Origin of the sequence: Cryobacterium sp. TMT2-18-2 (assembly GCF_004402245.1) — a bacterium.
Classification (GTDB): domain Bacteria; phylum Actinomycetota; class Actinomycetes; order Actinomycetales; family Microbacteriaceae; genus Cryobacterium; species Cryobacterium sandaracinum.
In genome coordinates this window covers 191,656-205,972 of record NZ_SOFU01000036.1, presented here as the reverse complement: position 1 = coordinate 205,972, position 14,317 = coordinate 191,656, and the positions used below count along the sequence as shown (strand labels likewise).

At 68.5% G+C, this 14,317-nt stretch carries 15 protein-coding genes; 5 read left to right on the top strand and 10 right to left on the bottom strand.

Going from position 1 to position 14,317, the window contains the following annotated elements; genetic code table 11:
- Positions 1–38 precede the first annotated feature (38 nt).
- On the top strand, positions 39–1,367 hold the full coding sequence (locus E3O22_RS12110; RefSeq protein WP_134395032.1) for a DUF4032 domain-containing protein: 1,329 nt from the start codon (positions 39–41) through the stop codon (positions 1,365–1,367).
- Between the two features lie 121 nt (positions 1,368–1,488).
- On the opposite strand, the gene rlmB is transcribed toward E3O22_RS12110, so the two are convergent.
- From rlmB to E3O22_RS12090, 4 genes are all read right to left on the bottom strand, one after another.
- Entirely contained in the window at positions 1,489–2,601 is a 1,113-nt protein-coding gene (gene rlmB / locus E3O22_RS12105; RefSeq protein ID WP_134395033.1) for a 23S rRNA (guanosine(2251)-2'-O)-methyltransferase RlmB, read from the bottom strand.
- Entirely contained in the window at positions 2,601–4,016 is a 1,416-nt protein-coding gene (gene cysS / locus E3O22_RS12100) for a cysteine--tRNA ligase (protein ID WP_134395034.1), read from the bottom strand. The genes rlmB and cysS overlap by 1 nt, the downstream gene beginning before the upstream one ends.
- Positions 4,013–5,251 carry a 2-C-methyl-D-erythritol 4-phosphate cytidylyltransferase gene (ispD, locus tag E3O22_RS12095; protein ID WP_134395035.1) on the bottom strand — a complete coding sequence of 413 codons (1,239 nt, stop codon included), beginning with the start codon at positions 5,249–5,251 and terminating at the stop codon, positions 4,013–4,015. Before ispD ends, cysS begins: the two co-directional genes overlap by 4 nt.
- Before the next feature lie 216 nt (positions 5,252–5,467).
- Positions 5,468–5,950, bottom strand: coding sequence for a CarD family transcriptional regulator (locus tag E3O22_RS12090; protein WP_104100144.1), 483 nt, complete (start codon positions 5,948–5,950; stop codon positions 5,468–5,470).
- 165 nt (positions 5,951–6,115) lie between these two features.
- On the opposite strand from E3O22_RS12090, the gene E3O22_RS12085 reads away from it, so the two are divergent.
- Entirely contained in the window at positions 6,116–6,592 is a 477-nt protein-coding gene (locus tag E3O22_RS12085; RefSeq protein WP_134395036.1) for a hypothetical protein, read from the top strand.
- A gap of 69 nt (positions 6,593–6,661) precedes the next feature.
- Here E3O22_RS12085 and E3O22_RS12080 read toward each other — a convergent pair whose 3' ends face one another.
- Together E3O22_RS12080 and E3O22_RS12075 are read right to left on the bottom strand one after the other, a co-directional pair.
- A complete protein-coding gene (locus E3O22_RS12080; RefSeq protein ID WP_104100146.1) occupies positions 6,662–7,342 on the bottom strand; it encodes a response regulator transcription factor in 681 nt (226 codons plus the stop codon).
- Positions 7,339–8,493, bottom strand: coding sequence for a cell wall metabolism sensor histidine kinase WalK (locus E3O22_RS12075; protein ID WP_134395037.1), 1,155 nt, complete (start codon positions 8,491–8,493; stop codon positions 7,339–7,341). The genes E3O22_RS12080 and E3O22_RS12075 overlap by 4 nt, the downstream gene beginning before the upstream one ends.
- A 180-nt stretch (positions 8,494–8,673) precedes the next feature.
- Here E3O22_RS12075 and phoU point away from each other — a divergent pair, with 180 nt between their 5' ends.
- Entirely contained in the window at positions 8,674–9,330 is a 657-nt protein-coding gene (phoU, locus tag E3O22_RS12070; RefSeq protein ID WP_134395038.1) for a phosphate signaling complex protein PhoU, read from the top strand.
- 86 nt (positions 9,331–9,416) lie between these two features.
- Here the strand turns inward: phoU and E3O22_RS12065 are convergent, their stop codons facing one another.
- From E3O22_RS12065 to E3O22_RS12050, 4 genes are all read right to left on the bottom strand, one after another.
- Complete coding sequence (locus tag E3O22_RS12065) at positions 9,417–10,169, bottom strand: phosphoglyceromutase (RefSeq protein ID WP_104100149.1); 753 nt, start codon at positions 10,167–10,169, stop codon at positions 9,417–9,419.
- 81 nt (positions 10,170–10,250) lie between these two features.
- Positions 10,251–11,438 (bottom strand): folate-binding protein YgfZ, encoded by a 1,188-nt coding sequence (locus E3O22_RS12060; protein ID WP_134395039.1) that lies wholly within the window; start codon positions 11,436–11,438, stop codon positions 10,251–10,253.
- 65 nt (positions 11,439–11,503) lie between these two features.
- A complete protein-coding gene (locus E3O22_RS12055) occupies positions 11,504–12,118 on the bottom strand; it encodes an FABP family protein (protein WP_134395040.1) in 615 nt (204 codons plus the stop codon).
- A gap of 206 nt (positions 12,119–12,324) precedes the next feature.
- Entirely contained in the window at positions 12,325–12,588 is a 264-nt protein-coding gene (locus E3O22_RS12050) for a hypothetical protein (RefSeq protein WP_134395041.1), read from the bottom strand.
- A 74-nt stretch (positions 12,589–12,662) separates the two neighbouring features.
- On the opposite strand from E3O22_RS12050, the gene E3O22_RS12045 reads away from it, so the two are divergent.
- Both E3O22_RS12045 and mshD read left to right on the top strand, forming a co-directional pair.
- Complete coding sequence (locus tag E3O22_RS12045) at positions 12,663–13,355, top strand: response regulator transcription factor (RefSeq protein ID WP_134395042.1); 693 nt, start codon at positions 12,663–12,665, stop codon at positions 13,353–13,355.
- A complete protein-coding gene (mshD, locus tag E3O22_RS12040) occupies positions 13,330–14,274 on the top strand; it encodes a mycothiol synthase (protein WP_241976631.1) in 945 nt (314 codons plus the stop codon). The genes E3O22_RS12045 and mshD overlap by 26 nt, the downstream gene beginning before the upstream one ends.
- Positions 14,275–14,317: the final 43 nt, after the last annotated feature.

Below are 14,317 nucleotides of genomic sequence, written 5' to 3'. Positions count from 1 at the left end.
CGTTCCCCGACTGTGGAGCACACCGGTAAACTCGACGGATGAGCGGTTCACTCAACATCACATCGGCCACTGCCGATCCAGCCCTACTTGACCTTCCCTGGCACCTCCCGCTGGACGCCTGGCCGAACGAGAACATCGCAGCGTTGCCCAAAGGCATCTCGCGCCACCTCGTGCGCTTCGCTCATTTGAGCGGCCGTGTCGTCGCCATCAAGGAGACCACCAGCGAGATGGCCAAGCGCGAGTACGAGATGCTCCGTACCCTGCAGGGCCTGGAAATTCCCTGCGTCGAGCCGCTCGCCGTGATCACGAACCGCACCGATGACGACGCCGAGCCGCTGAACTCGGTGCTCGTCACCCGGCACCTCAAGTTCTCGCTCCCCTACCGCGCGCTCTACTCGCAGACCCTGCGGCCCGACACCGCCACCCGGCTGGTCGACGCCCTGGCCCTGCTGCTGGTACGCGTGCACATGGCCGGCCTCTTCTGGGGCGATGTGTCGCTGTCCAACACCCTCTTCCGCCGTGACGCCGGCGCGTTCGCCGCCTACCTGGTCGACGCGGAGACCGGGCAGCTCTATCCCGGCGGGCTCTCCAACGGCCAGCGCGAAAACGACCTGGAGATCGCGCGCGTCAACATCGCCGGTGAGCTCATGGACCTCGAGGCCGGCGGCCGGGCGGCCGACGAGCTGGACCCCATCCGGGTCAGCAATGGGATCGTGGCCGCCTACCGGCTGCTCTGGAAAGAGCTCACCGGGTCGGAATCCTTCTCCAGCTCCGAGCGCTGGCGCATCACGGAACGCGTCGAACGCCTCAACGACCTCGGGTTCGACATCGAGGAACTGGCCATCAAGACGGACAACACGGGTACGACCGTGCGCATCCAGCCGAAGGTCGTCGACGCCGGCCACCACCAGCGGCGCCTGCTGAGGCTGACCGGGCTCGACGCCGAGGAGAACCAGGCCCGGCGCCTGCTCAACGACCTCGACTCCTACCGGGTCTCCTACGGCGACCCGGAGGCCGACGAGGAGATGCTGGCGCACGAGTGGCTGGTGCGCGTCTTCGAACCCGTCATCCGGGCCATTCCCCGCGATCTCAAGGGCAAGCTGGAGCCGGCCGAGGTCTTCCACCAGCTGCTCGACCACCGCTGGTTCATGGCCCAGAACCAGTCCAGGGATATCCCGCTGGCCGAGGCCGTCACCTCCTACGTCAAGGACGTACTCCGGCACCGCCGCGACGAGGCCACCGTGATCGAGCCGGCCACCGGCGAGATCACGATCCCGATCGACGTGACCGACGATGAGACCGCCGCCCTGGCGGACGCGGCCGAGTCGGCCGCCGACGACGAGGCCGACTGGCGCCTCAAGGTCTGATCCGACCGGCGTGCCGCCGGGTCCGTGTAGCCCGCCGAACCGTGAGAAAAGCCCGCCGATTGTGGGATTAGGAAGCTTTTCTCGCGGTTCGGCCTACCGGGCGGGCGCCCGGCGGATCGGGTTAAGAGGCTGCGGAGGCGGCTGCCGCCGTCGCGGCGGCTACCTGCTTCGCGACCTTGGCGGCCTTGGCGGCCGCGCGCAGTCGGGAGACCTCGTACAGTGTCACGCCGGCCGCGATCCCCGCGTTGAGGGATTCGGTCGAGGCGCTGATCGGGATCGACACAATCGCGTCGCAGGTCTCGGTGACGAGGCGGGACAGCCCCTTGCCCTCGCTGCCGACCACGATCACGATGGGGCGCTCGGCGAAACCGATGCCGAGCTCGGGCAGCTGGGTGTCGCCGTCGCCGGCGAGTCCGATGACGAGCACGCCGCGCTCCTTGAGCGCCTTGAGCGACTGGGTCAGGTTGGTGGCCATGGCGACGGGAAGTCGGGCAGCGGCTCCGGCCGACGTCTTCCACGCCGATGCGGTCACGCCGACGGACCGACGCTGCGGCACGATCACGCCGTGTCCGCCGAACGCGGCCGTCGAGCGGATGATGGCGCCGAGGTTGCGGGGGTCGGTGATGCCGTCGAGGGCGACGAAGAGCGGCTTGTGGCCGCGGCTGATCGTCAGTTCCAGCAGCTCGAGGGGCTGGGCGTACTCGTAGGCCGGCACTTTGAGCGCGAGACCCTGGTGCACCGAGTCCCGGCCCGCCAAGCGGTCGAGCTCCGGGCGCATGACCTCGAGGACGGGGATGCCGCGGGTCGTCGCGAGGGTGAGGACCTCCTTCACCCGTTCGTCCATTTCAATGCGCGTGGCGATGTACAGGGCCGTGGCGGGGATCTTCGCCCGCAGCGCCTCCAGTACGGAGTTGCGCCCGGTCACAACCTCATGCTCGTCGATCTGCTTGGCCCGGCGGGTGGACGCTCCGCCGCCGCCGGTGTTGCCGGTGGTGGCGCTGCGCGGCGCGCTCTTGGGACCAGCGGAGCCGCGGCTGCGGCCGCCGCCGGCCGCGACGAAGCGGTCCTGGGCGAGCTTGCGTTTGCCGGCGGGGTGGTAGGGGCGGTCTTCCGCTTTGGGCGTGGGCTTCTTGCCCTCGAGCGCCTGGCGTCCCTGGCCGCCGGAACCGACCTGTGGTCCCCGGCTGCCCTTGCGCACGGCCCCGGTGCGGGACTTACGGTCTGTGTTCTTCATCAGTCAAAACTCCAATGGGCACCCGAGGGGGTGTCTTCGATGGTAATTCCGGCGGCGACGAGCTCGTCCCGGATACGGTCTGCGGCCGCATAGTCGCGGCCCTGCCTTGCGATTTCGCGATCGTCGAGCAGGCGCTCGACGAGGGCGGTGAGTGCGATCATGGCCGGTTCGTCCGTGGCCACGGACCAGCCCGGTGAGAGCGGGTTGATGCCGAGAACCTCACTCATGGCGAGCACGTGACCACGCGCGGCGGCGGCAGCGTGCAGATCTTCGGCGTCCAGCGCCGCGTTGCCGGTACGCACGGTGTCGTGCAACACCGCCAGAGCCTGAGGCACGGCCAGGTCGTCGTCCATGGCGGACGCGAATTCGTCCGGGACGATCTCGACGCCGGATCCGGCGAAGCGGGTGTCCGCCAGGCGGCGGTCGGCGCGGTCGAGGAAGCTCTCGATTCTTTCGAGGGCCGCTTCGGCCTCCACGAGGGAACCCTCGTGGTAGTCGATGGTGGAACGGTAGTGGGCCGCCCCCAGGTAGTAGCGCACGACGATGGCGCGCGCCTGGTCGAGCAGCTCCGTCGCGAAGACCGAGTTGCCCAGCGACTTGGACATCTTCTGCCCGTTCACGTTGACGAGACCGTTGTGCACCCAGTAGCTCGCGAAGCCGTCGCCGGCGGCGGCGGACTGGGCCAGCTCGTTCTCATGGTGTGGGAAGCGCAGGTCGAGCCCGCCGCCGTGGATGTCGAAGTGGGAGCCGAGGTAGCGGGACGCCATGGCCGAGCACTCGATGTGCCAGCCGGGACGGCCGGCTCCCCACGGGGACGGCCAGGAGGCGGACTCCGGTTCATCGGCTTTGCGACCCTTCCACAGGGCGAAGTCGCGTGGGTCGTTCTTGCCGCGCAGGTCGGCATCCGCTGCCGGTTCCATGTCGCCATGCCGCTGGCGGGTGAGGTCACCGTAGTCGGGCCAGCTCGCCGTGTCGAAGTAGACGTCGCTGGAGGCGTCATCGGCCGGGTAGGCGTGCCCGAGTTGGATCAGTCGGGTGATCAGGTCTTGCATCTGCTGGATGCTGGCGGTCGCCCTGGGTTCGTAGCTGGGGGCGAGGATGCCCAGCCGCTGGTAGCCGGCGGTGAACTCCAGCTCGTAGCGGTAGGCGAGCGCCCACCACTGCTCGGCGCCCCCGACCGCGTGGGCCAGAATTTTGTCGTCGATGTCGGTCACGTTGCGCACGAAGGTCACGTCGAAGCCGCGGTAGGTGAGCCAGCGGCGCAGCTGGTCGTAGACGAGGGCGCTGCGCAGGTGGCCGATGTGGGGCGAGGACTGCACGGTGGGTCCACAAACGTAGATACCCACCGCGCCGGGCGTGAGGGGTATGAAGTCGCGGAGGGCCTGGGCCCTGGAATCGTAGAGTCGCATGGTCACGCTTCCCAGCTTAGGTCAGGGTCTGCCGGGGGGTCGGGGAGAATGAGCGCCGTCGCGATGGCGGCGAGGCCCTCGCCGCGACCGGTGAAGCCCAGGGCATCCGTCGTGGTCGCCGACACGGCGACCGGCGCCTTCAGCAGCGATCCGAGCAGCGCCTCCGCCTCCGCCCGGCGCGTGCTGAGTTTGGGCCGGTTGCCGATGATCTGCACCGTGACGTTGCCGACCCTGAACCCGGCGGCCGCCAGCAGGCGCAGGGTCTCGCCGAGGAATACGTCGCCGTGGGCGTCGACGAGGCGCGGATCGGATGTGCCGAAGACACCACCGAGATCGCCCAGCCCGGCGGCGGAGAGCAGGGCGTCGCAGATGGCGTGCACGGCGGCATCGCCATCGCTGTGCCCGGACAGTCCGCGCTCCCCCGGCCAGTGCAGGCCGGCGAGCCACAGTTCGGAGTCGTCGTCGAAGGCGTGCACATCGAGCCCGGTGCCCACGCGGGGCGCGGTGTCGGTGCGGGGCGCGGAGTGGGCCGGCATGCGTCCGCCGAGCAGGGCCTCGGCCCGGCCCAGGTCCCACGGGGTTGTGATCTTGAAGGCGAGGGGGTCCCCGGCGATCACGCTGACCGGGTAGCCGGCGGCGGCCACCACGCCCGCGTCATCGGTTGCCGCGAGCGACGAGCCGGCGGATGCCGCGGCGGCCGCGGCGGCGAGCATCTCCCTCGGGAAGCCCTGCGGGGTCTGCACGGCCGAGAGTGCGGCGCGGTCCACCGTGCCCAGGATCTCGCCGGCAGCGGAGATGTTTTTGATGGTGTCGACCACGGCCAGGCCGGGAACGATGCCGTGACCGGTGGACTGCACCGCGTCGACGACGGCGTCGCAGAGCGCGGCGGGCGTGAGGGCGCGCGCGGCGTCGTGAACCAGGACGGTGCGCACGCCGGGGTGCACCGCGGCCAGGCCGCGGTTCACCGATTCCTGTCGCGTGGCGCCGCCGGCCACCACGTCGACGGATGCTGCCCCGCCCGCCCTCGAGGCGACCCGGCGAGCGTGGGCCAGGTGGGTGTCGGGCGCGACGACGATGACCTGCACCGGGTCCCGCATCGCGAACACAGAGGCAAGCGCGCGTTCGAGCAGGGTGCGTCCGGCCAGCGAGACGAACGCCTTCGGCTCGGCGTGCCCGAGCCGGCTGCCACTCCCGGCGGCGACGACGATGACTGCGACCTGGGGCGCGGGGGTTTCAGTCATATCTGGAGGCTATCTGGTGAGGTCGGCGACGAATAGACGCGAGACGGTGAGTACGAAGCGGTGCGGGAAGTGGTGCGGGAAGAACTGCGGCATGAGACCGCGTCGGCGCGGGCGTCAGAGGCACGAAATACGAAAGGCGGCACCTCGCGGCGCCGCCTTCCCTCGAAAGCAAGTCTGGTTACGTCGGTTCTGATTCTGCCGATCCGGCTATGCCGGTTAGGACGCCAGGACCTCGTCGAGGACCGTGGAGGCCTTCTCTTCGTCGGTCTTCTCCGCCAGTGCCAGCTCTGAGATAAGAATCTGACGGGCCTTGGCCAGCATCCGCTTCTCGCCGGCGGAGAGGCCCCGGTCCTGATCGCGGCGCCACAGATCACGAACGACCTCCGACACCTTGATGACGTCGCCGGATGCGAGCTTTTCCAGGTTGGCCTTGTACCGGCGCGACCAGTTGGTGGGCTCTTCGGTGAAGGGAGCGCGCAGCACCTCGAACACCTTGTCGAGACCCTCTTGACCGATCACATCGCGAACGCCGACCAGGTCGACGTTCTCGGCGGGCACCTCGATGGTCAGATCGCCCTGGGTGACATTCAGCTTCAGGTACAGTTTCTCTTCACCCTTGACCATGCGCGTCTTCACCTCGGTGATCGTCGCAGCACCATGGTGGGGATAAACGACAGTTTCGCCAACCTCAAACAGCATATGAATATCCCTTCAGCAACGTCGAGGATACCACAGCGGCCAGTGGTAGGGTGCGCCGCGCCCGGGCGCGCGCGGCTCAGCCCGACGGGAGCCGGTAGGCTGAAGGGGAAAGCTTAATGTGCAGCGTTTGGCCGTCAGGCGGAACGGTGATCTGTTGGAGGCGTTGTGAAAGCTCGTATCATCGTGTCCGTCGTTGTGGCGGCCGGCATCCTTCTGGGGACCAGCGGCTGCAATCTGCTGGCACCGCAGTCGACGACCGCGAAATACGACGCAAGCGACGGAGTCAGCGGCAATGTCGGCGACCTCGCCATCCGCAACGCCATGCTCCTGTCGGACGACGGCAACATCGCCAACCTCGTGGTCACCGTCGTCAACTCGGGCGATTCGGCACACAGCCTGAACGTGCAGTACGACGATGGCACCGAGAAGTTCACCCAGGAGGTGAACGTGGACGCGAACTCCAGCGTCACGTTCGGCACACCGGATTCCCCGACCGTCACCGTCACGGCCGACGTCGCGCCCGGGTCGCTGTTCCCCGTCTTTTTCCAGTACGGCAACGAGACCGGCGTCGAGGTTCTCGTCCCGGTACTCGACGGCTCGCTCGAGGAGTACTCGACCCTGCTGCCGACCTCCGCCCCGTAGGGCGAGGCCGACCGGCCGCTCCGGATCGCGGGACGCATTTCCGCGCGGGCGTGCTTGTCGCGCCCGGCCTCAGGCGTCGAAGCGGTAGCCCAGGCCGCGCACGGTGACCAGCATGGTCGGATCCGAGGGGGCGGCTTCGATCCGCGACCGGATCCGCTTGATGTGCACGTCCAGGGTCTTGGTATCCCCGAAGTAGTCGCTGCCCCAGACCCGGTCGATCAGCTGACCTCGGGTGAGCACCCGGCCGGCGTTGCGGAGCAGGAACTCCAGCAGCTCGAATTCCTTCAGCGGCAGGTTCACGATCTCGCCGGACACTGTCACGGTGTGCCGCTCGGTGTCCATCCGCACGGTGCCCGCCGACAGCAGGCTCAGGTCCTCCCCGACCTCGTCGGTGCGGCGCCGGGAAACGGCACGGATGCGGGCGAGCAGTTCCCGGGTCGAATACGGCTTGGTGACGTAGTCGTCGGCGCCGAGCTCGAGCCCGACCACGATGTCCACCTCGGAGTCCTTGGCGGTCAGCATGATGATCGGCACAGACGACCGCGTGCGAATCTCCCGGCACACCTCCGTGCCCGGGATGCCGGGGAGCATGAGGTCGAGCAGAATCAGGTCTGCGCCGGTGCGGTCGAACTCGCTGATGGCGCTCGGACCATCCTCGGCGACGGTGACCTCGTACCCCTCCCGCTCGAGCAGGAAGCTCAGCGGCTCACTGAGCGCGCTCTCGTCTTCGACCAGAAGGATGTGGGTCATGGGGTGTCTCCTATCGCCGCCGAAGCGGGGTGCGGCGCCTCCGGGAGGCGGATGGTGAAGGTCGAACCGCTGCCCGGCTGCGACCAGACGCGGATGTCGCCGCCGTGGATCTGAACGATGTGCTTGACAATCGCGAGGCCGAGGCCCGTACCGCCGGTGTGCCGCGACCGGGCCTGGTCGACCCGGAAGAAGCGTTCGAAGATCCGATCAAGATCGGCTTCCTCAATACCCACGCCCTGGTCGGTGACGCTGATCTCGACGACTCCGGCGTTCTTGCGCACCCCGACCCCGACGCGGGAACCCTCTGCTGAGTAGTTCACGGCGTTGGCCACGAGATTGTGCACGGCCATCACGAGGAGCCGCTCGTCGCCGCTCACCTCGGCCCCCGATTTCTTGCCGAGGGCGATCGTGATCCGGTCCGCCTCCGCGGGGACCCGGCTCTGGTCCACCGCCGTGGCCACGATGACGTCGACGTTGACGATCTCGGGCTCGGTTAGGGAATCCTGCGCCTGCAGGCGGGACAATTCGATGATCTCCTGGGTCAGGCGGCTGAGGCGACCGGACTCAGTGGTGAGGCGGTTCGCGAAGCGGCGCACCTGCGCCGGCTCGTCCGCCGCCTGGGTGAGCGCCTCGGCCAGCAGCCCCACGGCGGCGATGGGGGTCTTCAACTCATGGCTGATGTTGGCGACGAAGTCCCGGCGCACCTCGTCGAGCCGGAAAGCCTCGGTGCGGTCCTCCGCCAGCACCAGGACGTACCGTGTTCCCAGCCGGGCCAACCGCACCCGCACCCGCATGCTGGCATCACCGAAGGGCCCGCGGGAGAGGACGAGGTTTTCCGAGATCGGCTCGCCGGAACGGCGCACCTGGCTGATCAGGTCCAGGAGCTCGGAGTGCACCATCTGCCGATTCCAGACCAGTCCCATCGACACCGCGGCCTGGGATGCCTTGATCACGTTGTTGGACGGGTCGACGACGGCACCGGCCGTCTCCAGCGCGTCGAGCACCTGGTCGATTCCGTCGGGGACGGCCGGGTTCACGACCTCGGCGGCGCGCCGACCGTGGCGCTCGGCCACGTGCAGCAGCGTCATGAAACCGGCCCCGACAGTCAGGCCGAGGGCCAGCGCCAGAAGCACAAGCCCTGTCGATTCCATTCATCCAGAATACTGACGTTTATTCCGGGTGGGTGACAGGGCCGTCCCGGCGCGCAAGCTACTTTAGGTAGAGTTCAAGACCACGGCACCTGCCGTTAACCTCCCTCCCCCATGATTCGGTGGGGCCAGGTGGGTCTCACGTGTCTGCGTGTTACGCGCGCCCAGGAAGGACCACACACCATGCGTGAAGTATTCCAGCAGGAACTCGCCGAAGTGCAGGATCGCCTTGTCGAGATCTCCCGACTCGTGGCGATCTCCATCGACAAGGCGACGCGCGCCTTCAACGAGTCCGACGTCGGTCTGGCGGAGGAAGCGATTTCCGAAGACGAGAAGATCGACGAGCTGACCATCGAACTCGACGAGCTGGCCATCACGATCCTGGCCCGCCAGCAGCCGGTCGCACGCGACCTGCGCATCGTCGTCAGCGCCCTGCGCATCAGTGCGTCGCTCGAACGGATGGGCGATCTGTCCACGCACATCGCCCAGCTGGCCCGTTATCGGTTCCCCGACAAGGTCGTGCCGAAAAGCCTGCGCGCCACCTTCGCCGAGATGGGCACGCTCGTCACGGCGATCGCGCACATGCTCACCGCGCTTCTGACCAATGAGGACATGAAGCTGGCCGAAACCATCCGCAACGAAGACGACAAGGTCGACGCGCTGCACCTCAGCGTGTTCGACGCCGTGCTCGGGGCGACCTGGAAGGGCCAGGCGGCCGATACGGTCGACTCCACCCTCGCCAGCCGCTACCATGAGCGCTTCGCCGACCACGCGGTCTCGATCGCGAAGAAGGTGCAGTACCTCGGCACCGGCGCCTGGCAGCAGAACACGAGCGCCTAGAGTCCAGGCGTTCCGGCCTCATGAGGAACGAGAAAGCCCCGGAAGCAGTCGCTTCCGGGGCTTTCTCGTTCCTGGTGGGTTGGACGCTACTTCTTGTTTCCCTGGGCCGCAACGGCGGCGGCACCGGCGGCGGCAGCCTCGGGGTCCAGGTAACGGCCGGGGCCCAGCGGCATCATGTCCGCGCCGAGGCGGTAGACCAGCGGGATGCCGGTGGGGATGTTCAGCTCGGCGATGTCCGCGTCGCTGATGCCATCAAGGTGCTTGACCAGCGCACGCAGCGAGTTGCCGTGGGCGGTGACGAGAACCGTCTTGCCCGCACGCAGGTCGGGGGTGATGTCGGATTCCCAGTAGGGCAGCATCCGGTCGACGACGTCGCTGAGGCACTCGGTGCGGGGCAGGTCGTCGCCGAGCGCCGCGTAACGCGGGTCGTGCGCCTGAGACCAGCGGGAATCGTCGGCCAGCACGGGCGGCGGAACGTCGAAGGAGCGGCGCCACAGCTGGAACTGCTCGGGCCCGAACTTGGCGAGGGTCTCCGCCTTGTCGAGGCCCTGCAGGGCGCCGTAGTGGCGCTCGTTGAGCCGCCAGGAGCGCTTGACGTCGATCCACAGCCGGTCTGCCTCTTCCAGAGCGATGTTCGCGGTCTGGATGGCGCGGGTAAGTAATGAGGTGTGCAGGATGTCGGGCAGCAGGCCCGACTCGGCGAGAAGCTCGCCGGCGCGCTTTGCTTCGCCCGCGCCCTGCTCGCTCAGCCTGACATCCACCCAGCCGGTGAAAAGGTTTTCCTGATTCCATAGGCTTTGGCCGTGACGGAGAAGGATGAGATTGTATGCATCTGACATGCGTCCAACTCTACCGACGTGGCGAGCGCGCCGGGGCTGGGTCGCCGGCCCGGGTCAGTGGCCGGCGTCAGTGGCCGGGCGTCAGTGGCCGGGCGTGCGGATGCCGAGCCGGGGCAGGCGCGGGATATCGGCCACCGAGCCCGCCGACTGAGGCACGATCACCTCCTGTGCGGCCGCGACGAGGATGTCCTGGGAGGCCACGTACAGGGTGACCGTGGCGGGAACGGTGCGCTTCACCGTGGCGAGCGCGATCGGGCCCAGCTCGTAATGGATGGCGCTGGAGGTGATCCGGCCGATCCCGCGGTGCTCGGTGGTTCCATCGGCCAGCTGCTTCACGGCCTGCACCTCGTCCCCGTGCACGGGGAGCACCGCGTCGGAGCCGTCCAGGTGCAGCAGCACCAGGCGGCGGGGCGGATGCCCGAGGTTGTGCACCTTGGCCACGGTCTCCTGGCCGCGGTAGCAGCCCTTGTTCAGATGCACGGCGCTGCGCAACCAGTCGAGTTCGTGCGGCAGGCTCTTCTCGTCGACCTCCGTGGCCCGCCGCGGGCGCCACGCCGCGATCCGGAGGGCCTCGACGGCGAGGAGGCCGGCCGCGGCGACCCCTCCGTCCCGCACGGCGTCGCGCAGAGCCGGCAGGGACGCGCGGGGGACGAGGGTCTCGGCCCAGTGCCACGCGGCGGCCGGGTGCACCGGTCCAGGCGCGTACTGGTATCCGCCCGCGGAGACCTGGGTCCAGGGGTCGTGCCACACCAGAGGCACTCCGTTCGGCGCGGCCGGTGTGAGCGGCAACACCGACGGGTCACCCATCGACCCGATCACGGCGTAGGCGAGAGTGTGGTCGACGACCTGCACCCGCAGTGTGAAGCGCATCGTGTCGAGCCAGGCGTGCAGCCCGGGCAGTTGGGCTGCCTCGACCAGCAGCCAGGTCTCCACCCCGTCGTCGATGACGGCCATGGCGTATTCGACGTGGCCGTTCGGGTCGAGCAGGAGCGTCTCGGTGGACTCCCCCGGCGCCAGGCGGCGCAGCTCCTGGCTGGAGATGGAGTTCAGCCAGGTCAACCGGTCCGGGCCGGCGACGCTCAGCACGCCGTGGTGGGACAGGTCGACGACGGCTCCGCCGGCGAGGAGCCGGCGCTGCTCCGTGAGGGGTCCGCCGTAGTGCGCGGCCACGCCGGCGTCGATGCCCTCGGCCTGCACCGCGCCGTCGAGTTCGAGCAGCGGGGATCTGAGCGGCGAGGACGGGAGAGGGGACACAGGTGCATCGGTCATGGGAACTCTTTCCAACGGACGGTTCGGCGCCGGGGCGCCCGGATGTGAGGCGCAGGGATGCCCGTTTACTCGACGCGCTTGAGGCGGCCGGACGCGTGGGTGCGCAGGCTCTGACCTAAGGCGGCCATGTCCCAGGCCCAGAGCAGATGACCGTCGACCAGACCATAGAGCCTCGTCGCCGCCGAGTAGGGTTTGGCACCCTGGGTGCGCATCACGGCATCCGTCGCTAAATCGATGCGCGGACCCTTGACCTGGCCGAGGTAGATTTCCGCGACTCCGCCGGGGTGCACGATGGTCACGTCGATATCGAAGCCGTTGTCGGCGTTGCGGAGGGTTTCGACCGCCGCTGCGGTGACGAACGGATGCTCACCCACGGCCGGCAGCAGACCCGGACCGGGATCGCCGAGCCCTTGGGCACGGCTCAGCCGCCAGTACCCGGTTTCCGTCATCAGCGGCGTCGACTCACCGCCGTCGGAGTCGGGCGTGGGCTCGAGCCAGGTGTAGGAGCTGTAATTCAGGTGCGGCAGGCCGTCGTGGCTGAAGCTCAGCCGGTGACCGAACTCCCGGCTGACGGACTCCTCGCCGATCTGGTAGTCGATGACTCCCGAACCTTCCCACACTCCGAGGAGCCACGACAGCGGCACGAGTTCGGAGGGGAGCTGAGGGGGCAGCTCAAACATCGAGGGCTACCGCTGCCCCCGGTACAGCTTGAACAGAACCAAGCCGGACACCCAGGCGATCGACAGGCTCGCCAGCGCGAGCAGCCCCAGGAAGAAGATTTCGATAGCGAGGATAGACATGTCCCTTATTCTAGCCCGCTCGCGCGCGATAACCCCTCGGCACGCCTCAGCAGAACCACATGAGCACGGGCTGACGCAGATCAGAGTCAGAGGACCCCGGCGAGAGCGAAGATTCCGGTGGCGGCGGCGAGCACGGCCACGGCCCCGACGAGGCTGGTCGTCACCCGGTCCACGTAGCCTTCTTTGCGTCCGGTCGCGAGCTGTACGCTCAGGGTTCCGATCGTGCAGCCGGCGAAGGAGAGGCTGATCCAGATCAGATGTTGGCCGGGCAGAGACAGCCATCCGGTCAGCACAGCGCACGCGAGCGCGAACAAATACACCACGACGACGCTCTTCCACTGCCAGCTCACCCTCTCATTCTGCCCTGCCCGGGACCCTTTCCGCGGCACGCTAGGATTGAGCGCACAATCCTTGGAGGGTGAGTGTGGCCCAGTTGTTGATCCTGACCTCGGCGGTCAACAGTGACGTTCTTCCCGCCCTCGCCCTGCTGTCACACGGCGCGCGCACCATCCCCGCCCAGCCGGACCAGCTCGTGACGGCGCCCGACGCCGACCTCATGCTCGTCGATGCCCGTTCCAATCTGATGGCGGCCAAGTCGCTCTGCCAGATTCTGCGTACCACGGGAAACTCCGTTCCGCTGCTGCTCGTGATCACGGAGGGCGGCCTGGCCGCGGTGAGCCCGGACTGGGGCGTCGACGACGTCATCCTCGAGACGGCCGGGCCGGCCGAGGTGGATGCGCGCATCCGTCTCGCCGTCGGGCGCGTGCCCCGCGCGGAGGAATCCGCCACCATCCGCGCCGCCGGGGTCATCATCGACGAGGCCAGCTATTCCGCCAAGGTGCACGGCCGGCCGCTGGACCTCACCTACAAGGAATTCGAGCTCCTGCGCTTTCTGACCGCGCATCCGTCGCGGGTCTTCACCCGGGAACAGCTCCTCAGCGAGGTCTGGGGCTACGACTACTTCGGCGGCACCCGCACGGTGGACGTGCACGTGCGACGGCTGCGGGCCAAGCTCGGCGACCAGGAATCCCTGATCGGCACCGTGCGCAACGTGGGCTACCGCTTGAATGTGCAGGAGCAGGACGGTACCCGTGGCATTCATCCGGTTTTCGCCTGATCTGACGGATGCCGCCTTTGCGGCCGAGTTCCACCGCGTCAGCGCCGCCGCCACCCAGGGCGACGGCTACGCGCCGTTCAACGAACAGTCCCTTTTCGACGTGGCCGCGGGGCACCGCGCCCCGTTCCTGGTCGTGGAGAAGGACGGGAACGTCGTCGTGGGTGCGGGCATCCTCGGCGCCGGCGAACTCGACCTCGTCGTCGACCCGGCCCGACGCCGGCACGGGCACGGCGCGGCCGCCCTGGCCGAAATCCTGGCCGCCGCGCCCGGGGAGCTGACGATCTGGTCGCACGGAGACCACCCCGCTGCCCGGGCGCTCGCCGACCGGTTCGCTTTCACGGCCGAGCGCACCCTGCTGCAGCTGCGGCTGGACCTGACGGCGGAGTCAGCCGGCAGCGCGCCGGCCGAGCCCGGGGTCCCTGACCGCACCGGCATCCGTGCCGCCATCCGGATCGACGCGTTCCGGCCCGGACCGGACGACGCGGAGTGGGTGGCGCTGAACGCGCTGGTGTTCGCCGCGCACCCGGAGCAGGGGTCTCTGACCGCGAGCGATCTGGCCGCCCGCTGTGCCGAACCGTGGTTCTCGGCCGGTGATTTCCTGGTGGCCCGCGACACCGGCTTCGGCACCGGCACCGGCACCGGCACCGGTACCGGTCGGATGATCGGCTACAACTGGTTGAAGGTCGAGTCAGGCTCCCCGGTGGGTGAGATCTACGTCGTCGGCGTGCACCCGGATGCCGCCGGCCGCGGCGTCGGCCGCCGTCTCATGCTGGCCGGGCTCGATCGCCTCCGCGAGCGCGGGTGCCGTACCGCGGACCTGTATGTGGAGGCCGACAGCGCCGCCGCGGTGGCCCTGTATCGTTCGCTCGGGTTTACCGAGCGAACGATCGATGTGCAGTACCGTCGGAGCCCGCGTTGACCAGTGTTCATCCAAGATCGTCGCATTCGCGCGGTCTGCAGTG